Below are 19,838 nucleotides of genomic sequence, written 5' to 3' on the forward strand. Positions count from 1 at the left end.
CTTCAAAGTCCCTGGCCCCGTCTGGGCCGGGGACTATTGCTGAATTTGAAAGATCGGAAATGACCGAAACTTCGTCTCAGCCGGTACCTGAAAAAGCGAAACCCAGCCTGTTCCAGCAACTGGAACTGGATATGCGGCTTTTGGGAATGATCGGCGCGTTTGTCATCCTGTGCATCGGGTTCAACATCTTCACAGATGGGCGCTTCCTGACCCCTCGTAACCTGTTCAACCTGTCCATCCAAACGGTTTCGGTCGCCATTATGGCATGCGGGATGGTATTTATTATCGTCACGCGGCACATCGACTTGTCGGTTGGTGCACTGCTGGCAACAACCTCGGCCGTGATGGCGATGACGCAAACCGAGCTTTTGCCACAAGTCCTTGGGATGGGTTTGAACAATCCAGCAACCTGGGCGATCACCATTGTTGTTGGGCTGTTTGTCGGCACGCTGATTGGTGCGTTTCATGGCTGGATGGTCGGATACCTGACGATACCAGCCTTCATCGTCACGCTTGGTGGATTTCTGGTTTGGAGAAATGTGGCTTGGTATTTGACCAGCGGTCAGACGATTGGTCCTCTGGATAGTACATTCTTGATGTTTGGCGGGACCAACGGGACATTGGGAACGACGACAAGCTGGCTGTTCGGCTTGTTTGCTACCGCAATCGCGATCTGGGCTTTGTGGAGCAGTCGTCGCGCAAAGGCGGCACATGGATTCCCCGTCAAACCTGTCTGGGCCGAAGCCACTCTGGCCGGGATAATCGCAATCGCCATCCTTGGGTACGTATACATCGTAAACAGCTACGCCATACCGACGCGCCGACTGCAACGTATGTTCGAAGCACGCGGAGAGACAATGCCAGAGGGGCTAGTTGTAGGATACGGCATACCGATTTCTGTACTCATCCTAATCATCGTGGCTGTCACGCTGACAATTGTGGCGCGAAAAACCCGGTTTGGTCGGTACATCTTTGCCACTGGCGGCAACCCGGATGCGGCAGAGCTTTCGGGTATCAACACTCGGCTGCTGACCGTGAAAATCTTTGCTTTGATGGGTTTCTTGTGCGCGGTGTCCGCGGTGGTCGCCTCGGCTCGCTTGGCGAACCATTCGAACGACATTGGTACGCTCGACGAACTTCGGGTCATAGCAGCTGCAGTGATCGGAGGAACCGCATTGTCGGGCGGCATCGGCACTATCTATGGCGCGATCCTGGGTGCATTGATCATGCAGGCGCTGCAATCGGGCATGGCAATGGTTGGCGTTGACGCGCCGTTTCAGAACATCGTCGTCGGCAGCGTCCTCGTGTTGGCCGTCTATATCGACATCGTTTACCGCAAGCGACTGGGGGCAAAGTGATGCAAGCTCAGGATACGCAGAAAAAACTTTCTGGCACTGGGCGCGGTTCAGGCGCGCCGCCATTGGTCGAGATGCGCGACATCTCGATTTCCTTCGGTGGGATCAAGGCCGTCGACCATGTGTCGGTCGATCTCTATCCGGGTGAAGTCGTTGGCCTGCTTGGCCACAACGGAGCCGGAAAGTCCACGTTGATCAAGGTATTGTCCGGCGCCTATCAGATGGACCACGGCGAGATTCTGATCGATGGCAAGCCGGTCGAGATTGGCAATCCTCGTGACGCCCGGGCGAACAATATCGAAACGATATATCAGACGCTCGCCTTGGCCGACAATCTGGACGCGACATCAAACCTGTTCCTGGGGCGCGAGATGACGACGCCTTTTGGCTTGGTCAACGACGCAGCCATGGAGGCCGAGTGCCGAAAGATCATGGCGCAGCTCAACCCGAACTTTCAGAAGTTCAATGACCCGGTCTCCGCCTTGTCGGGTGGGCAAAGACAATCAGTGGCGATTGCTCGGGCCGTCTATTTCAATGCCCGCATTCTGATCATGGATGAACCCACTGCGGCGCTTGGGCCGCATGAAACCCAGATGGTGGCGGATCTAATCCACCAGCTGAAGGCGCAAGGAATTGGGATATTTCTGATCGATCACGACGTGCATGCCGTCATGGAACTGTGCGACCGCGCATCGGTCATGAAGAACGGAAAACTGGTTGGGACGGTCGATATCTCAGACGTGACTGACGACGATCTTTTGTCGATGATCATTCTCGGCAAGCAGCCAGCACAAAAAGCAGAGTAGGGGGCAGAAATGCCAAGTGGATTTTTTGAAGGGATCGAGAAGGTCCAGTTTGAAGGCGTGGATAGCAAGAACTCGTTGGCCTTTCGTCACTACGACCCGGATGAAATCATCATGGGCAAGCGTATGGAGGACCATCTGCGGTTTGCTGTGGCCTGGTGGCATTCATTCGCGTGGGAGGGCGGAGACCCCTTTGGTGGACCTACGTTCGAACGCCCATGGTATCCTCAGGACGATATGGGCCGGGCCCGTCAGAAGGCAGATATTGCATTCGAATTGTTTGAGCTTTTGGGGCAGCCATTCTTTTGCTGGCACGACGCTGACATCCGGCCCGAACAGGGAAATTTTGCCGATAACCTGCGCACATTGGAAGATATCACCGATTATATCGGTGAAAAGATGCAGGTGTCTGGCACCAAGCTGCTTTGGGGCACGGCCAATATGTTCAGCCATCGTCGCTGGATGTCTGGTGCCAGTACCAATCCTGATCCCGACGTTTTTGCGTTTGCAGCTGCGACAGTGAAATCCTGCATGGATGCGACCCATAAGCTCGGCGGAGAAAACTACGTTCTATGGGGTGGCCGAGAAGGCTATGAAACCCTGTTGAACACGGATTTGAAATCCGAATTGGACCACATGGGCCGTTTTTTGAACATGGTCGTTGAATACAAACACAAGATTGGGTTCAAAGGAACTATTCTCGTGGAGCCCAAGCCTCAGGAGCCGTGCAAACACCAATACGACTACGACGCCGCGACTTGTATTGGATTTCTCAGGAAGTACGGGTTGGAGGACGAGGTCAAGTTGAACCTCGAGCAGGGGCATGCGATCCTGGCCGGACACAGTTTCGAGCATGAAATTGCGGTCGCCGCTGCCGAAGGGATGCTTGGCTCAATCGACATGAACCGAAACGATTACCAATCCGGATGGGATACGGACCAGTTCCCGAATAACACGCCAGAGGTTGCTTTGGCATATTACTACATCCTGAAAGCTGGTGGCTTTACAACTGGGGGCACAAATTTTGACGCCAAAATTCGTCGGCAATCGCTTGATGCAAAAGATCTTGTTGCAGCCCATGTCGGTGGAATGGACATTTGTGCACGAGGCTTGAAAGCTGCGGCTGCAATGATTGAAGACGGTGGCTTGGAGGACACGCTAACGGAACGGTATTCCGGTTGGAACACGCCGGAAGCAGTTTCTATGTTGAGTAGCAGTCTGGAAGAGATTTCTGCCCGGGTTCTGCAGGAAAATACCAACCCGAAACCACAATCTGGGCGTCAGGAGATTCTAGAGAATTATGTGAACAGGTTTGTGTGACCAAGGAAAACTGCAATCGGGGAACTGTCAAAAGAATCTTGTCAGAAGAACTTTGCTTGGGCGGGGTAGGGGTGTTGCGTAGCTTTTGCCCATGACCAGACCCGCATCTTTCAAATACTATAATAACCAGTTCTGAGATCATCCGCTTGACCGTGATGCTGTACATCCGATTCCCGCTCTCGCTTCGGAATGCCGTAGATCTGTTGCACGAGCGAGGCATCGACGTGAGTCACGAAACCGACTGCTACTGATGGAACAGGTTCGGTCCAATGTTTGCCTTTGATATCCGAAGAATGCGGGTGCAACAACTGCGCGCACTCTCGATATGGAAGTGGCACGCCGACGAGATTTTGTGAAGGTGAATGGTAAGAGACATTGCCTCTGGCGGGTTGTTGATCACGAAGGCGAGGTGCTGGAAACCGTTGTCACCAAACGCCGAAACGAGTAGCCGCTTATTTCGGGATCAAGATCAGTGGTTTTGGGGCTGGGTAAACAGCCTACTGTAGTCACTGCAGTGATCAGTCACCATTTAGTGCGAACAAAGGATTACAGCGGGCATTGACGCTCAGCTATCGTCGGACAAGCGCCAGATGTCTTGCTCTCCAAACCCACGGATTGTTCGCGCGCCGACATTCTCAAGGTCAAACTGATCTTTGAGGACCTGCGCGACTTCGTCCTGGACTGAAATCTGCATCGGGTCAGAGAATTCCTGAAGTCTGGAGGCCAGATTCACAGCCGGACCAAAGATATCGTACACATACTTCTGGATGCCAACGACCGACCCGACTACCGATCCCGTGGCCAGTCCAATTCTGCACCGCCACTGATGCGGATGGCTCAGGTTTCGGCGGGTCAAATAGCGTACGAAACGAATGGCTGTGTTTGCGATTGCCTTGGCGTGATCCGGTGTCGGATCGGGCAGGCCTGCGACGGTGATATATGCGTCTCCAATCGTCTTGATCCGTTCGCAACCGAATTGCTCACCTATGCGATCGAACGCGCTGTAGATATCATTCAGTTCGGTGACCGTGACGCTCGGGTCCTGCGAGGCGACCATATCCGTGAACCCCACGAAATCGAGCATCAGGACGGAGACGGGATCATAGAGTTGTGGCGTGACCACGCCGAAAGTCTTGTACTCTTCGTAGACCGACCGGGGCATCAGATTTAGCAGCAGTTTTTCAACCTGCTCCTTTTCCCGCTTCAACTCGCGGGTGTTCCGTTCCACCATCATCGAATAGGAGTCGATCATGGACTCCAGCTCTTTGATGCGGGTGATGTTCTGACATACCAGAACCAGCACATCGTCATGCGCGACCGTGAAATCGAGTGCGATCACCAGTGTGCGGCGTTTCTTTTTGAACGTGATTTCTGATGTATGTCGCCCGGTGCCGGACAGGCTTGTTTGCACTGTGTCGATATCCAGATCAGGAAAGAGCTGCTGCAATTGGTCTGAAGGGCCATCGGCACTGAACCACTCGTCAAACGTATCATTGCGGAACCCAAACTTCAGCGATTGACGGTCCAGTAGGGCAACGCCCACACCAATCGCGCGAAGGAGCTGTTCATTGATGGCTTCGATGGTCATGATTTATCCAACAATCAAGGGACGACGTTTACTGAATTCCGCGACAACGATATCGATGTCCTCGGCATCCACGCCGTGTCTTTGCAAAGCATCACGGAGCACGACCTCCAACTCGTCGAAATGGTCATCCGTAATTGCGAGATGAGAGTGTAACTGGCGCAGTTGATTGTCGGTGTAGGAGGCCGGACCACCAAGGAGCGACGCTATGAACTTGGTCTGATGGTCGACCATACGGCTCATATCCACGTTGTCGAAGAAGGGTCCAACCTCGTCGTTGTCCAGCAGGATGTCATAGAACGAGAACACGATCTTGCTGATCTGTGAAAACCCACCGTATTTTTCATAAAGTGTGCGCTCGGCCATAACAAAATCCCCCTTAAACAAACTAATACCAAGAAAATGGTGGATCGACTACACCGGGTAATCTTCATCGTTCTTTGACGGTTGGGTCAAAGAACGATGAGCCAGTGATTCACGATCTCAGCCACGCTGCATGACAATTTCAGCGTACTCGGATGAGATGCAAAGTGTGTCATTGCCTGAGATATCGAACTTCTCGATCAGGGCCATGATATCGCACTGCAGCGCCTCTTGTCCCGGTGCGTCCAGTGCATCGAAGGCCTTTTGCATCGGACCATAGAAAGTCCGAAAATACTCTAGGAAGTGTTCGGCTGAACGGTAGCGGAACATGAAGTTCTTGCGTCGGAACGAAACGATGGTGCTGTGCGATCCGAAGGATTCTTCAATCCAGTCCCGGCTGCCCCACAAAGCCGGAGAGCTTACGCCAGCAGGCGGAGGCACATGTTTACCGATCGTTTTGAACAGAAGACCGATGAAGCTGTCCGGCGTCCAGTTGGCCAGACCAATCTTGCCGCCGCGTTTGACGACCCGTTGCAGCTCTGCTGCTGATTGTTGTTGGTTCGGTGTGAACATCACGCCGAACGTCGAAACCACCGCGTCGCAGGATTGATCATCGAAAGGCAGGTTTTCGGCGTCGGCAACCTTGTAGGTCACGAACAGACCTTCCGCTTTGGCGCGCTGGCTGCTGGCGTCCAGCAGGGCTTCTACATAGTCGGTCGATGTAACATCACAAAAGCGCCGGGCGAAGGCCAAGGTGGCATTACCATTCCCGGCGGCGACATCCAGTACCTTGGAACCAGGCATCAGATCCATGCTTTCTGCCAGTTCTTCACCCGTAATTTGAAGGGTGACACCCACTTTGCTGTAGTCGCCGGAGCCCCAGGCGACGTTTTGCTTTGCTTTGATTGCCGCAAAGTCTGTGGTGGCGTTGATCGATGTTTGAATGCCCATGATATTGCTCCTTTTGATGTAGCAGTGGTTTGATGAAGGCCGCATTGCTAAATGCGGCCCCGGTCAGGCAGCTTGACGTTCTGGCCAGCTGACAGTTTCAACGGGCCGCTCCACATTGGCCACGTGTTCGAAAATCCTTGAGTTGATCCATTCGGGCTGGAAGACCGGCGCCATATGACCCAGCTCGGGCAGCAACGCGATCCGCGCATTGGGCAAAGCCTTCGCGATCTCGACCGAGACGTGCTGCGCAATCTCAGGTGACTCCAAACCAGTCATTACCAACGTCGGTATCTCAAGCTTGGACAGGTCCTTCAGTTGCCAGGTTTCAGCAAAACCTTTTGCAAAATCCGACATGACTGATGGGATCATCCCAATGAACCGGTCCTGGGCCTGCGCGGGCAGCGAGTTCCAAAACCCCTTCTCGTTCCAGAAATCCAAAAAGTGATGCATACCAGCAGCGGCATCGCCATCCGCTGCTGCGGCGCTCACCACACCCGCGAGAAGCTGGATTTGCCCGAACAGTTTCTTGCTGACCTCATTGCCAGCCTTCAGAAAATGAAAGGCTGCAGGCTCATATACCGTCAGGCTTTTGACAAGATCAGGACGCATCAACGCGATCTTGATGGCAATACCTCCGCCGTTGGAATGTCCAACAAGATGAACGGGGCGTCCCAGCGCTTCGATTTCGCGGATTACCGGTATGGCAGATAACGCCGCACCGTTTTGAGAGTTATCTCCAGTCAACGGGCTACGACCGTACCCGGGAAGATCAACAGCGTGAACACTAAAGCGACCTTCCAGATCCGCCGCCAGTTGGTTCCATTGCCCACTATTGGACGCCGAAGAATGCAACGCAAAAATAGGTGCGTTAATCATTTCAGTAGTTCTAAAAGAAATAGTCATCGTTCTTACCCAATCGCACTTAAGATGGGCAATAACTGACCTTTCTATGTTTCATTGTGATGTCTGGAAGCGGTGCCAAGTGTTTCAGTTGTTGCTCTGTGAAGCAGGTCACATAACTTGCTATCCGGCTCAAAAACAAACAGGTTTATCGGCCGGTACTTGGCTGAGTTGGCACCTATTGAAACAATTGAAACACGCGATGCTGATTTTGAAATGGCATTGAAACAATGGTATCCTAAAAATTCAGGATGACGATGGGCATGGCGAACGAATTTGAAGAAATCGAGAAGGCGCGGGACCTTCTTCGTGATGCGATCGAATCTCTCAAAGAAGGGTTCGCCCTCTATGATGATGATCGCCGCCTTGTCCTGTTCAATCAACGATATGCCGAGATGAACAAGGGGGTTGCCGACCTGCTGCAACCCGGACTGGACTGGGAAATCCTGATGCGTGAGACGGCGCGCCGGGGAATTTACGCTGATGCGATTGGCAATGAACAGCAGTGGGTTTCGGACCGTTTGGCTAATGGGGTCGAGTTCATCCAAGACTTTGAGCTGACGGAAACGGATGGGCGTACCTATCTGGTTTCTGTTCATCCTACCAAGTTCGGCGGGTTTGTCGTAACGCGTGAGGATATCACCGAACGCAAACAAGCCGAGGTCGAAGAGCGCGACGGCGATCTATTGATCCGAAAGGTGCTGGATGCCAGTTCGGCAATCGTAACTATGGCGCGGATTGGTGATGGTCAGATACTGTATCGCACGCCTGCTGCGCTGCAGATGTTCGGACCTTCCAAATCTGCAAAACAGCATTATCAAAAGCCGGAAGAGCGCGCGGATTTTGTAACCCAGCTTTTGGCCGATGGTCGTGTCGATGACTACAAGCTCGACTTGATTAATGCGGCTGGCAAAACCTTCCCTGCGTCGATTTCGTCTCAATTGATCGATTACAAAGGCGAAGAAGTCATCGTGACCAGCGTGATCGATCTAACCGTCCAGAAAGAGGCTGATGCTTTGATCCGTCAGGTCATGGAGGCTTATCCAGCAGCCATCAACATGACGCATGCCGACACCGGCGAGGTGCTGTTTGCTACGCCCGAGATAAAGGCGCTGTTTGGTGATGCAGAAAGTTCGAAATCCTACTATGCGGATCCGAATGAGCGCCAACGGTACCTGAAAGACCTCCGGCAAGCGGGGGCGCTTAAGGATCGGCGTATGGAGTTCGTCGATGCAAGCGGACGAAAGTTCTGGGGGGCGGATTCTTCACGGCTGATCGAGTTCAATGGTGAAGAAGTAATCGTTTCCAATACCCGCGATCTGACCGATGAATTGGCCATTGAGGCCGAGCTTGAAAAGCAACGAGAGCTGCTGTTCCAGAACGAAAAGATGTCTGCGCTAGGCGAACTACTCGCCGGTGTGGCGCATGAGCTTAACAATCCATTGTCGGTTGTTGTGGGTCATTCGTTGATGTTGAAGGAAGAAATTTCTGACCCCGATCTCGGTGTCAGGATTGAAAAAATCGGCAATGCCGCAGAACGCTGCGCGAAGATTGTTAAGACCTTTCTGGCGATGGCGCGTCAGCAGCCCAGCAAGATCGAGCAGGTTGATGTTCCCAGCATGATCGAAACAGCTGCGGATGTCGCCGGGTACGGTAGCTCATCAGGCGAAATTCGCATTGAGCAAAGTGTGCCAGAAGACCTGCCCGCAGTTGCCGGGGATGCGGACCAGCTTACGCAAGTCGTCTTGAATCTTATCATCAATGCCGAGCAGGCCATGACCGCATCCGGCATCGGCGACCAGATCATGCTGTCTGCCGAGGTCAAGCCTGACACCGGAATGGTTGAGATCACGGTTCAGGACAATGGCCCCGGTATCCCCAAAGCCATACGCGCACGTATCTTCGAGCCGTTCTTTACCACAAAGGAGGTGGGTGACGGCACCGGGATCGGGCTTGCCTTCTGTCACCGGATCATTCTGTCCCATGGCGGTCAGATCAGGCTTGATCAGGCCGCTATGTCCGGCACCTGCTTCCGGATAACTCTGCCCGTCGCAAGGATGCAAAATGATGTGGCTGAAGAAAAACCCGAACCCGCCGCGAATTTTGCCAAGCACCGTGCATTGGTCGTAGATGATGAGGTCGAAGTGGGTGAGATCAATGCCGAGATACTGCGGAAGGACGGCTTTCACGTTGATTTCGTTACGTCAGGGGAAGAGGCGCTCAGGCAACTGCAGTCCGCCAACTACGATGTATTCCTAAGTGATATGAACATGCCCGGTGTTGACGGACGCAAGATTTATGAGGCGCTGGTGGCGCGTTTTCCGAAAATGCTGACCCGGACAGCATACATCACCGGGGACACCATGGGTGAAAGCTCATTGGGACTGCTGAAGGAGTCCGGTCTGCCCTATCTGGAAAAACCCGTCTCGCCTTCGGAACTGAGAATACTTGTCGGAAAGCTGCTCGCCGATCAGAAGGATCAAACGGATGAATGACCAGAAAACCCATATCCTGGTTTGCGATGACGAGATCGACGTGCGCGAGATGCTTCAGGAATATCTGAGCAAACGCGGGTACGAGGTTTCTGCAGCCGCTGGCGGAGAAGAGCTCCGGTCTGTCATCTCCTCTCGTGCTGTTGATGTCATGATCATGGATATCAATATGCCAAAGGAAGACGGTCTTTCGATCCTCAGATCGCTTCGTCCTGAAAACACGACGCCCGTGATCATGTTGACTGCAGCAGGCGATGTAGTGGACCGGATCATCGGGCTTGAGATGGGGGCAGATGACTATCTTGGAAAGCCGGTTGATCTTCGGGAACTGGAAGCGCGGATCAAGGCCCTATTGCGCCGAGGGGCCATCAACGAAAGTCTGCCCGCAGATGCCTCCGAAGGCAATTTGGCCCTTTTTGGCGACTACACGCTGGATAAAGAGGCAGCCAAACTTCTTGCGCCGGATGGATCCGAGGTCCCGCTAACGGCGATGGAGTATAGTCTGCTCAAGGTGTTTGCTGAAAACAAAGGGCGTGTTTTGAACCGTGATCAACTGCTTGAACAAGCGCATGACCGGTCCTGGGATCCGTTCGACCGCAGCATTGATATCCGAATATCCAGACTGCGCCGGAAGCTTGAAACCAACCCGGAAAAGCCGGAAATCATCAGAACCGTGCGGGGTATAGGTTATGTCTATGATCCCAAATAGGGTTTGCCGTTCCGAGCAAGCACATTGCGAGTAGCACCGTGGAAACCAAGCTCGTCACAACCATAATTGCTGACATTTCTGACAGCACTCCGTTCTACGAAGAAATGGGGGACGATCAGGCGCAGCAGTTGATTCAGTTTGAAATCGATCGATTGCGTGAGGTTCTACTTGGGTTTGGCGGAGTTCCTGTGGGGCAGAAAGGCGATGACGTCTTGTCCTATTTCAAGGAACCCGAGGCCGCCGTAAACGCGGTTGTAGAGATGATTCAGAAACCGCCTGGAACATTACTGTCGGTCCACGCGGGTGTTCATCAAGGTCCTGTTGTTATTGGCGATAATGGGATATTTGGCGAAACAGTTAATCTGACCGCACGTTTGGCGGCCGCGGCCAATCCGGGTGAAGCTTGTGTCAGCGAAAGCGTCGCCAAGGATCTAAGCCCCGAAAGTCTCCAGATGCTCACCCCAATCGGATCGCTTCGCCTGAAAGGTGTGAGTGACCCGGTCAAAGCTTATTCAGTCCTGGCCTCAACGGACGGGTTAAGCACCGTGATGCATCTGCCGACGCAGACGGCCAGCGGATCTGAGGGCATGCAGCAGAATGAAAGCTTTGCGCTCATTCTTTATCACGACGATCATACCTGGCGGTGTCGGGAAGGCGGGGAGCTAACGATCGGCAGATCCAGTCAATGCGACGTCATCCTGCCTGAGCCGTGGGTTTCGCGACTGCATGCGGTACTCAGCATGAAAGGCGGGAAGCTGATGCTGGCGGATCGCAGTTCGTCGGGAACTTACGTACAATTCGAGAATGCGCGTGAAATCCAGCTTAAGCGCGAGAACATAATGCTGGCCGATAGCGGGCTGATATCGCCTGCACTATCAATTTTGCACTCTGATGCGCGCCCATTAGAGTTTGAGGTCGTCCGCCGATAAACGACGTGGCACGCCTGAATTCTGGCTTCTGTGGTGAAAGTCTCAGAAAGAAACTCGCGATTGTGCTAGAATCGGCACCAATTGCGTATTTCAACCAAGATTGGGAGGAAATGATGTCATTGAATACTTCAGGAAACCAGCTTCGTCAGGGCGCTCTGATCCTGGGTGCAGCTACACTCTTGTTTGGTGCTGATGCAACTGCCCAGTCAGCGATGCCCAATGCCTGCCCTGTGGATGGGTGTGAGGTGCAGATTGTATCGGTCGCCAAAGAGGGCGACGAACTGCTTGTGAACTACGATGCGAATTTCACTCCGGACGTATCGAAGAACCATTTCCATACATGGTGGGGCGAAAGCTATTCCGTTGAGCAAGTCGGCAGAAATGCCCAAAGCGAATTCAATGCCGTTCAGGGCAGGTGGCATCGGCACGATGATTACCCAAGCTATGTGACGAAGGAGGCGGCCTCGACATCGGCGCGCGAGGGAGGGACGACACTGTGCGTTACTGCTGCCGATAGGGACCACAACATATTGGATGCGACCAAGTATCATTGCGTGGATGTGCAAGAGCACCTCTGAAGCGCCAAGAATATCATGACTTTTCCCGCGTTCATCGGCCGTTACGCTGTTGACCGTGAAATCGCGAGCGGTGGGTTCGCGGCGGTTGTCCTTGCGCGGGATGACGAGTTGGAGGTTCCGGTAACCCTCAAGATTCTGCACGCCAACCTTGCGACCAATGACAAAGTCATCACCCATTTTCTCGAAGAAGCCCGTCTGTTGCGGCGCATTCGATCTCCGCGCGTTGTCTCCGTGCATGACGTGGGGCGTTTGGAGGACGGGCGGCCCTATTTTGTCATGGACTACGCGGATCGCGGCACATTGGCCGACCGACTAAAGCGTCTAAGCCCCGCTGCTTTGGCCAAACGCGAAGGTGTGGAAATACTGATTGATGCAATGGCAGATGGCTTGTCTGCGGTTCACGACGCGAATGTCGTGCATCGGGACGTCAAACCCGCAAATGTCCTTCTGCAACGAGTGAAGCGGTCCAAAGACGATAACAGCACGACGGTTTCTGATGCTTTGGTCGGCCTAGACGAGAGGGTTTTTCTGGCGGATCTCGGTATTGCGAAGGATTTAGCGATCGGTGTGACCGGCGCGACCATGATGGCTGGGACACCGCTCTATCAAGCGCCAGAACAAGCTGAGCACGGGCAACCCGTGACGCCGATGACCGACATCTATTCGGCCAGCGCGCTGATGTGGCATGTCCTGACGGGAAAGGCGCCGCCGCCATTCCATCGCGTTACCGAGTATCTTTCCAGCCTGCCAGAAATGTGGCGTGATTGTATTGAGCACGGGATGGCAATGGACCCGCAGGCGCGTTTTCTGGACATGGTGTCCTGGCGCAGTGCAATGAATGATGCGTTGGATCGTGACCGGCGAGAGGCCGCATCCGAAGCGGTGACGCAGATATCGGAAAGTAGGGTGGAATGCCCCTACAAAGGGCTCGCCGCGTTCCAGCCAGAGGATTCCGATTATTTCTTTGGACGCGAGGATCTTGTTGAGGAACTTGTGACACGGCTTCAACAGAGCCGGATATTGGTTCTGGGTGGCTCATCCGGCAGTGGTAAATCATCCGTTCTGCGAGCAGGGCTGCTGCCAGCGATCGCTGCCAACGCGATATCCGGTAGCGAAAACTGGCGCGTTTGTGTTTTTACCCCCGGGCGCGATCCAATGACCGATTTGTACTTTCAACTCATCGGCGACAATTCTCACCTTACGGCTCAGGTCTCGCTCAACGACTTCATCGCCTATCCGAGTGCGGCGCGCCGATTGGCCACCGCGAATGAAGGAGAGTTGTTGATCTGCATTGATCAGTTCGAAGAATTGTTCACGCTGGTCAAACATGAACGCAGAAGCAAGTTCATCGAAGCTTTGTCAGCCATGACGGACCCTGCAGATAGCCGCGTTCGTATCGTGCTGACAATCCGTGCGGACTTTTATGCATCCTGTGCAGAGATACCGTGGCTTGCGGATCGAATCTCGGAAAACCAGTTTTTGGTCGGGCCGATGACACGGCCCGAGCTGCGCCGCGCAATCAGCGAACCGGCACATGCAGCTGGTTTGCACATGGACAGGTCCCTTATTGATGCGATCGTTGATGAGGCCGGGCGCGAAGCGGGTTCGCTCCCGCTGGTGGCGCATTCTCTGTACGAAACATGGAGCCGACGTAAAGGTGCGGTCATGTCTCTGGACGGCTACCGTCAGTCCGGTGGTGTCACAGGGGCAATCAGCCAGACAGCAGAGACACTTTTTACAGACGTTTTTGACAAAGTTCAGCAAGAGGCAACCCGGCGGCTATTCTTGCGTCTGGTTACGCCCGGCGAGGGGACTCCGGACACACGGCGGTTGTTGCCGATCGATGAGATCGAGCGCGACTCGGACCCGGACACAACGCGGCGGGTCGTTGAAGCTTTGACAGATGCGCGGTTGCTGACGCTGGATGACAAAAATGTTCAGATTGCGCATGAGGCGCTGCTGCGTACATGGCCGCGACTTAATTCATGGATCGAAGAAAGCCGCGATGATCTGCGCATGCGTCAGCGTATTCAGCATGACGCTGCAGAGTGGGATGTTGAAAATCGCGAGCCCGATTTACTTTATCGCGGCACAAGGTTGTTGTCGGCTGAAGAATGGTCGGTGAAGAACCAGAATATCCTCGGTGCGTTAGAGCGGGAATTTCTGGGCGCTGCACGAGATGCGCGTGACCAAGCGCAGGCTGCATCCAAGATGCGCCGGCGTCGGCGTCGACGTATCAATCAAGTTGCCGTTGCTGCCCTTGCCTTGCTTGCCATTGGCGCAACGGTTTCGTCTTTCTTGGCTATCCGCGCGTCCAACCTTGCCGAAAGCAACAGACAGATGGCCGTTGCCGCAACAGCTGAAGCCAATGAAAGGTTCGCAAGGGCGCTAGGCGCTGCGGCGAACGGGTTATCGGATACAGATCCCTTGCTAGCCCTGTCACTCAGCGCCGAAGCGATTGTCCGAGCCGAAACTGCCGGTTCGACATCAGAAGCGCGGGCGGCGATGCTGATGGCTCGGCAAAATCTGGGTGAGGGTGGGCTTGTCCCATTGGGCAGCCCGTTTACGGTTGGTGACGCGCAGACGATGGCTATTGATGCATCTGGTACGCGTGTTGCAGTTGGATTGCGTGATGGGCGCATCGTGGTTCATAGGGCTGAATCCGGCGGAGCGGTTATTGCTGAACTGGTGGGGCATTCCGGCGGGATAAGGGATGTTGCATTCTCTCCCGATGGAGAGTTGCTGGTTTCAGCGGCAACGGATGGGGATGTCCGCCTTTGGAATGTTGGTTCGGCCAGATACGGCCCGATCACGACACTGTTCTCTGGCAATGACGTCGCATTTGGCGTGGCCTTTGATTCCACCGGCAAGCGTATCGCGTCGGCGACCGGTGACGGGACCGTTCGCCTCTGGAACGTTTCCAATGGAATGCAAATTGGAGAGCCATTGGCGAAAATGCCGCTGGGCTTCAAAAAGGTCGCGTTTTCGCCCGTTTCAGAAGGACTTGTTGCCGGAAATGTCGATGGTGGCATATTCGGCTGGGTCGACGCAAAGGCTACGCCTGCATTTCCGCCGATACCGGGCGGTCCGCTGGGGCCTGACCCCGATCACCTGTCCTTCAGCCGCGACGGGAGAACATTCGCGGTATCCCATACGAACGGGAAGGTCACGACGATTGGTTTTCCGGATGGTTCTCCAATTGTTGATCGTTTTTCAGATAGTACCGACATCGTAGCAGCAGCATTTACCGCGCCGGACAATCTGCTGGTAGGGGCAGGGGCAGACGGAACGCTGCGATTGGAAAATTCAAACATGGAACGTGTTGGCGATGTGGTGCAAGCGCACAGTCAGAGGGTTGTGGACCTTGAAGTTGCCCAAAATGCCCCGTTGCTGGCGACTTTGGGCCGGGATCAGCAGGTACGTCTCTGGCGGATTGGGACCGACCCCGGCGGCAAAGACACGCTTGTTTTGCAGAACGGGGCAAAGGCGCTGGGCGTCGCTTATACGCCGGATGCAAAGTCTATAGCCATCGGTGACAGTGAGGGGAACATCTGGGTCTGGAAGATGGGGGCTTCCATGAAACCCATGCAGCTGAAGGGGCATGAAAGCCAGGTGTGGGCGATCTCTTTCTCGCTGGATGGCAAAACCATGGTGACTGGTGATCGCGAAGGCGGCTTGAAAATCTGGGACATGGCTGCGATGCGGCTGAAAAATCAACTCGATCTGGGGCAGGCTCCCGTCTGGTCGATCATGCCGGGGTCAGGTCCCGAGGTCTTTGTGGCGACAGGAGATGGAGTGCTGCAAATCGATATCTCAGACGCTGATTTGGTCAAGAGCTTTGCGCCAGCTGACATTCAGGCAAATCGTGTCGCCGTCTCTGAAGATGGCAGCATGCTGGCAGCGGCCTCGGTGGATGGAAAGGTCTATATTTGGTCGATTGGCGACGGTCAGTTGATCAGAGTGATCGAAGCTGATGACAATACGCTTTGGAGTGTTGCTTTCAGTCGTGATGGCACACAGGCTGCAACTGCTTCCAGCGATGAGGTGGTCAAGGTCTGGGATGTTGAAACCGGCGAAGAGCTTGCCGCTTATGGTGGCCATAAGGGTGGGGCGACGGATGTTGCCTTTTTGGCGGATGAGGCAACCTTGGTGGCAATCGACCGATCTGGGGAACTGCATTGGTGGGATACCGCGACGCACCGTCGGCTCATGCCTGTCGAAAAGATCCATGCAGGCCCGACCTGGCGTATCGCGCTGGCACCTGACGGAAATTCTTTTGCGACAACCAGCGAAGCTGGTGATGTTCGGGTTTGGGACAGGTTGAGCTTAGAGATCGCATGTGCGTTGGGCAGTCCAACCTTCGACGAAGGGCGCAGGGTTCAGTATTTGGGAAGCGATGAGCCAACAACGACCTGTGATGCCTTCGCGGATTGATCACATGGCGAGTATTGAAAAGCACTGACGGACGCTTGGATTTGAAGCGGAACTAAGCAGGCGTGATCAGATTATGGTCGGTTCACAACGAAATCCGGCATGATTTGCGCCTGTGTGATTGCGTCATCGACGTCATGCCCTGCGAAAAAACCGTACCCCGAAATCAGGGCCGAGGCGATTCCGGCAGCATGGGCCCCCAATATGTCGGTATGCAAGCTGTCACCAACCATAAGCACGCGAGTTTTATCGACCCGGCCAAGTCGCTTAAAAGCCAAGTCAAAAATATTCTCAAATGGCTTGCCGAAGAATTCGGGTACAACGCCGGTTCGATCGGCAAGACGGTGCGCGAACAGACCGGGTTCGTCTGAAAATCCGTGCTCGCGTGGTGCGACTATGTCCGGATTTCCAACCAATACCGGACGCTGGCGTTTTAGCAGGGCTGCTTCCAAATGGGCCTGACGTGCCTCGGTCCAGACGGCTGAGCCGATCATCAGAAACCCCTCAACCGAGTCATAGGGCTCGGGATCGTCATCGAGATAAGTCAGGTTCAAATCTTCCAGATCGCGAAGGCCGGTGCTGGGTGTTGCCATCAAACCCCAGTGCAGCGCGCGTTGACCGCCCAGCTCAGCCAGCATTGTTGCGCGGCTTGTGATGATATCCTCTGACGCAAAATCATATCCCAGCCGGGCGTATTTCTCGACGAGCGCCGCATGAGGGAGACCAGCTGCATTCGAGACGACCAGAACACGTTTACCCATGGCTTTGAGCTGATCAATCCGTGCGGCTGTACCGGGAATTGCAGTCTCGCCGATATTGAGGACACCGAACGCATCCAGAAGGAATACATCGAAGCCTTCAGCAATATCCATCAAAGTGTTCGCATGCTGATAGGATTGAACAGCCGGTTCAGCAGCTGGAAGTCGATGCCGAACGGCCTCGTAGGCTTCGAAAGCCTCTTGGGTCGTGAAGCGGCTCAAATAATTGCCCCTCGTACTTTGGCAGACACCCATTCGCTGATCATGACGGCAATCAGAATGACGATCAGGATAAGGCTGACCTGCGGCCATGCCAGAACGTTCAGCGACGCCGACAATTGCAGCCCGATGCCGCCTGCGCCAACAAGGCCAAGAACCGTAGACTCGCGAATATTGATGTCCCAGCGGAATACGGCGATCCCGGCAAAGGCGGGCAATATTTGCGGGACGATTCCATATGCCATGACCTGCCAGCGGGATGCGCCGGTGGCGGTGATGGCTTCGACTTGGGTGTGATCAATTTCCTCGATGGCTTCATAGAGAAGCTTGGCGCAGAAGCCGATCGAACGAATGGCTATGGCGATAACACCTGCGAATACTCCGGGTCCAATGATTGCGATTAACAAAAGCGCCCAGATTAGCGAGTTGATCGAGCGGGTTGAGACGATGATCAGTAACGCGATGGGGCGGATGAACACGGCCGACGGCGTGGTGTTGCGGGCGGCCAGAAAGGCGACCGGTACGGCAAGGAACAGCGCAATGATCGTACCAAGTGTGGCGATGTTCAGCGTGTCCCAGATCGGGCGGCCTAACTGCGTGATGTAATCCCACTTTGGTGGTGTCGCGCGGGTCCAGATATCGTTCGCGATCCGGGGTGCGTCCCACACAAAGAACCATGTCGTCGAGGCCGAGATGATCTGCCAGCAGTAGACAAAGACCGCCACACCCAACAGCCAGCAAAACCAACGCACAAGGCTTTGACCGGTCGTGCGTCTGCGCCAGATTTGCGTACCTTCATGTTCAAGCACTGGCATTACTGGACCCTCGCGCGGATGATACCCGAGAGGTATTCGAGCGCCATGACGATCCCGATGATCAGGATCAGAATGGCTGCCGCAGTGTCATACTCATAACGGTCAAACGCCGTATTCAGCGTTGCACCAATGCCGCCGGCCCCCACAAGCCCAAGAATTGCACTTTCGCGAAAGTTGATATCGATCCTGTACATCGACAGCCCGACCAGTCGCGGCATGACCTGCGGCTGCACGCCGTAGTTGATCCATTGCATCCATCGCGCGCCCGAGGCTTTGATCGCCTCGGCCTGCACTTTGTCCATGGCCTCGATGTCTTCAGCCAAGAGCTTGGACAGGAAACCGATAGTGGCGAAGGACAGTGTCAGGAAGCCGGCCAAAGGTCCGAACCCAAAGATGGCAACCAGAAGAATGGCGACGATGATCTCTTGCAGGGCGCGGCTGATCGCAACAATGCCTCGGCAGATCACATAGACTGGGAGAGGCGCAATATTGCGTGCAGCGCCCAGTCCGATCGGGATCGATATCAGGATGCCCACCACCGACGCTGCAACCGTCATCACGATGCTCTCGAGAAGACCGCTCCAGATATCGCTCCAGCGCGATATGAAATCCGGGCTTGTGAAAGCAAGGACAAAAGCCCAACCGCGATCCAAGCCTTCATAAACCCGGCCCCAATCCACCTCGATGGTCATAAATGCCGCAATCAGATAGGCGACGAATCCAACGATCAAGGTCCAGCGCAGTAAGGCGTTTTTGACGAAGGCCGATTTCCGCCAGCCTTTGCCCAGCAGGTCATCAAGTTCGGGATGGCTCATTCCGCGGCCTCGATCTCTTCGTCGTCTTCAACTTTCTCTATGGTCGCTTCCCAGTCTTCTTCGCCATAGATTTCGGTCAACTTGTCAGGCGTAAGCCCAGAGGGGAGGCCGTCAAATACGATTTCACCAAAGCGTAGGCCAACGACGCGCGGTACGAACATTTGCGCAAGGGCCACGTCATGAATGTTGATTATCGCGGCTAATCCGCGTTCCTGACACAGCTCGGTAATCAAGCGCATGATCTGACGGCTGGTTTTTGGGTCCAGTGAGGCGGTCGGTTCATCGACCAGCAGAAGTTTGGGATTTTGGATTAGCGCCCGGCATATTCCAACCCGCTGACGCTGACCACCTGACAGTTCGTCCGCGCGTTTGTCGGCCATATGCAACAGACCCACGCGATCCAGCAGGCGGAATGCTTCATCCACGTCAGACTGGGGGTAACGTCGCAGGAAGCTCCGCCAAAACCCAACATATCCCAGCCGTCCCGACAGTACATTTTCCATGACGGTCAGACGTTCAACCAGTGCGTATTCCTGAAAGATCATCCCCATTTCACGACGTGCTTTCCGCAGCGCGCCCGAGCCGAGTTTGACCAGGTCCACGTCGTCCAGCAGAACCTCGCCACTCGTGGGTTCAACCAAACGGTTAATGCAGCGGATCATGGTGGATTTGCCAGCACCAGAAGGCCCGATCAGCGCCAGAACCTGGCCCTTTGGCACATCTAGATCGATCGCCTTCAGGGCCTGATCGCCGGTTTTATAAGTTTTTGTAAGCTTTTGAAGCCGCAGCATTTATGCCCCCGGTTCGGGTGGTAA

General features: G+C 54.5%; 16 protein-coding genes and 1 pseudogene. 9 read left to right on the plus strand and 8 right to left on the minus strand.

The window, feature by feature from the left end; translation table 11 throughout:
• The first annotated feature begins 59 nt into the window (after nt 1-59).
• The 4 genes and pseudogenes from ACR0A1_RS02330 to ACR0A1_RS02345 form a co-directional block, all read left to right on the plus strand.
• Nucleotides 60-1,358, plus strand: coding sequence for a sugar ABC transporter permease (locus ACR0A1_RS02330; protein ID WP_170396208.1), 1,299 nt, complete (start codon nt 60-62; stop codon nt 1,356-1,358).
• Entirely contained in the window at nt 1,358-2,161 is an 804-nt protein-coding gene (locus tag ACR0A1_RS02335) for an ATP-binding cassette domain-containing protein (RefSeq protein WP_170635293.1), read from the plus strand. Before ACR0A1_RS02330 ends, ACR0A1_RS02335 begins: the two co-directional genes overlap by 1 nt.
• Before the next feature lie 9 nt (nt 2,162-2,170).
• Nucleotides 2,171-3,478, plus strand: a complete 1,308-nt coding sequence (gene xylA / locus ACR0A1_RS02340) for a xylose isomerase (protein WP_480866084.1) — start codon at nt 2,171-2,173, stop codon at nt 3,476-3,478.
• Between the two features lie 91 nt (nt 3,479-3,569).
• Nucleotides 3,570-3,920, plus strand: a pseudogene (locus ACR0A1_RS02345) (DDE-type integrase/transposase/recombinase); the annotation flags it as partial.
• 123 nt (nt 3,921-4,043) lie between these two features.
• Here the strand turns inward: ACR0A1_RS02345 and ACR0A1_RS02350 are convergent.
• The 4 genes from ACR0A1_RS02350 to ACR0A1_RS02365 form a co-directional block, all read right to left on the minus strand.
• On the minus strand, nt 4,044-5,066 hold the full coding sequence (locus tag ACR0A1_RS02350) for an adenylate/guanylate cyclase domain-containing protein (protein WP_170396212.1): 1,023 nt from the start codon (nt 5,064-5,066) through the stop codon (nt 4,044-4,046).
• Nucleotides 5,067-5,069: 3 nt separating this feature from the next.
• Nucleotides 5,070-5,429 (minus strand): group I truncated hemoglobin, encoded by a 360-nt coding sequence (locus ACR0A1_RS02355; protein ID WP_170403431.1) that lies wholly within the window; start codon nt 5,427-5,429, stop codon nt 5,070-5,072.
• A gap of 117 nt (nt 5,430-5,546) precedes the next feature.
• Nucleotides 5,547-6,377 carry a class I SAM-dependent methyltransferase gene (locus ACR0A1_RS02360; RefSeq protein ID WP_480866086.1) on the minus strand — a complete coding sequence of 277 codons (831 nt, stop codon included), beginning with the start codon at nt 6,375-6,377 and terminating at the stop codon, nt 5,547-5,549.
• A gap of 63 nt (nt 6,378-6,440) precedes the next feature.
• Nucleotides 6,441-7,253, minus strand: a complete 813-nt coding sequence (locus ACR0A1_RS02365; protein WP_480866088.1) for an alpha/beta fold hydrolase — start codon at nt 7,251-7,253, stop codon at nt 6,441-6,443.
• Between the two features lie 287 nt (nt 7,254-7,540).
• On the opposite strand from ACR0A1_RS02365, the gene ACR0A1_RS02370 reads away from it, so the two are divergent.
• From ACR0A1_RS02370 to ACR0A1_RS02390, 5 genes are all read left to right on the plus strand, one after another.
• Nucleotides 7,541-9,772: an ATP-binding protein gene (locus ACR0A1_RS02370; protein ID WP_480866090.1), complete on the plus strand. Its 2,232-nt coding sequence runs from the start codon at nt 7,541-7,543 to the stop codon at nt 9,770-9,772.
• Nucleotides 9,765-10,478 carry a response regulator gene (locus ACR0A1_RS02375; RefSeq protein WP_170396223.1) on the plus strand — a complete coding sequence of 238 codons (714 nt, stop codon included), beginning with the start codon at nt 9,765-9,767 and terminating at the stop codon, nt 10,476-10,478. Before ACR0A1_RS02370 ends, ACR0A1_RS02375 begins: the two co-directional genes overlap by 8 nt.
• Before the next feature lie 38 nt (nt 10,479-10,516).
• The gene (locus ACR0A1_RS02380; RefSeq protein WP_480866092.1) at nt 10,517-11,407 is read left to right on the plus strand and encodes an adenylate/guanylate cyclase domain-containing protein; all 891 of its coding nucleotides are present in this window, start codon (nt 10,517-10,519) and stop codon (nt 11,405-11,407) included.
• Nucleotides 11,408-11,520: 113 nt separating this feature from the next.
• Complete coding sequence (locus tag ACR0A1_RS02385; protein ID WP_170396227.1) at nt 11,521-11,985, plus strand: hypothetical protein; 465 nt, start codon at nt 11,521-11,523, stop codon at nt 11,983-11,985.
• A gap of 15 nt (nt 11,986-12,000) precedes the next feature.
• Nucleotides 12,001-16,419: a WD40 repeat domain-containing serine/threonine protein kinase gene (locus ACR0A1_RS02390; protein WP_480866094.1), complete on the plus strand. Its 4,419-nt coding sequence runs from the start codon at nt 12,001-12,003 to the stop codon at nt 16,417-16,419.
• A gap of 71 nt (nt 16,420-16,490) precedes the next feature.
• On the opposite strand, the gene ACR0A1_RS02395 is transcribed toward ACR0A1_RS02390, so the two are convergent.
• Genes ACR0A1_RS02395 through phnC form a run of 4 tightly spaced genes read right to left on the minus strand, consistent with a single transcriptional unit; the run spans nt 16,491 to nt 19,814 of the window.
• Nucleotides 16,491-17,429: an HAD-IIA family hydrolase gene (locus ACR0A1_RS02395; protein WP_480866096.1), complete on the minus strand. Its 939-nt coding sequence runs from the start codon at nt 17,427-17,429 to the stop codon at nt 16,491-16,493.
• Nucleotides 17,393-18,208 carry a phosphonate ABC transporter, permease protein PhnE gene (gene phnE / locus ACR0A1_RS02400; RefSeq protein ID WP_170396234.1) on the minus strand — a complete coding sequence of 272 codons (816 nt, stop codon included), beginning with the start codon at nt 18,206-18,208 and terminating at the stop codon, nt 17,393-17,395. The genes ACR0A1_RS02395 and phnE (ACR0A1_RS02400) overlap by 37 nt, the downstream gene beginning before the upstream one ends.
• Nucleotides 18,208-19,023 (minus strand): phosphonate ABC transporter, permease protein PhnE, encoded by an 816-nt coding sequence (phnE, locus tag ACR0A1_RS02405; protein ID WP_480866098.1) that lies wholly within the window; start codon nt 19,021-19,023, stop codon nt 18,208-18,210. The genes phnE (ACR0A1_RS02400) and phnE (ACR0A1_RS02405) overlap by 1 nt, the downstream gene beginning before the upstream one ends.
• Nucleotides 19,020-19,814: a phosphonate ABC transporter ATP-binding protein gene (gene phnC, locus ACR0A1_RS02410; protein ID WP_170403402.1), complete on the minus strand. Its 795-nt coding sequence runs from the start codon at nt 19,812-19,814 to the stop codon at nt 19,020-19,022. Before phnC ends, phnE (ACR0A1_RS02405) begins: the two co-directional genes overlap by 4 nt.
• Nucleotides 19,815-19,838: the final 24 nt, after the last annotated feature.

Source organism: Ruegeria sp. D6, assembly GCF_056534365.1.

Coding starts and splice junctions, on each gene's coding strand:
- phnC (WP_170403402.1), bottom strand. CDS start 19,814: ATGCTGCGGCTTCAAAAGCTTACAAAAACTTATAAAACCGGCGATCAG.
- ACR0A1_RS02395 (WP_480866096.1), bottom strand. CDS start 17,429: ATGGGTGTCTGCCAAAGTACGAGGGGCAATTATTTGAGCCGCTTCACG.
- xylA (WP_480866084.1), top strand. CDS start 2,171: ATGCCAAGTGGATTTTTTGAAGGGATCGAGAAGGTCCAGTTTGAAGGC.
- ACR0A1_RS02330 (WP_170396208.1), top strand. CDS start 60: ATGACCGAAACTTCGTCTCAGCCGGTACCTGAAAAAGCGAAACCCAGC.
- ACR0A1_RS02350 (WP_170396212.1), bottom strand. CDS start 5,066: ATGACCATCGAAGCCATCAATGAACAGCTCCTTCGCGCGATTGGTGTG.
- ACR0A1_RS02355 (WP_170403431.1), bottom strand. CDS start 5,429: ATGGCCGAGCGCACACTTTATGAAAAATACGGTGGGTTTTCACAGATC.
- ACR0A1_RS02370 (WP_480866090.1), top strand. CDS start 7,541: ATGGCGAACGAATTTGAAGAAATCGAGAAGGCGCGGGACCTTCTTCGT.
- ACR0A1_RS02375 (WP_170396223.1), top strand. CDS start 9,765: ATGAATGACCAGAAAACCCATATCCTGGTTTGCGATGACGAGATCGAC.
- ACR0A1_RS02385 (WP_170396227.1), top strand. CDS start 11,521: ATGTCATTGAATACTTCAGGAAACCAGCTTCGTCAGGGCGCTCTGATC.
- phnE (WP_170396234.1), bottom strand. CDS start 18,208: ATGCCAGTGCTTGAACATGAAGGTACGCAAATCTGGCGCAGACGCACG.
- ACR0A1_RS02360 (WP_480866086.1), bottom strand. CDS start 6,377: ATGGGCATTCAAACATCGATCAACGCCACCACAGACTTTGCGGCAATC.
- ACR0A1_RS02365 (WP_480866088.1), bottom strand. CDS start 7,253: ATGATTAACGCACCTATTTTTGCGTTGCATTCTTCGGCGTCCAATAGT.
- ACR0A1_RS02390 (WP_480866094.1), top strand. CDS start 12,001: ATGACTTTTCCCGCGTTCATCGGCCGTTACGCTGTTGACCGTGAAATC.
- phnE (WP_480866098.1), bottom strand. CDS start 19,023: ATGAGCCATCCCGAACTTGATGACCTGCTGGGCAAAGGCTGGCGGAAA.
- ACR0A1_RS02335 (WP_170635293.1), top strand. CDS start 1,358: ATGCAAGCTCAGGATACGCAGAAAAAACTTTCTGGCACTGGGCGCGGT.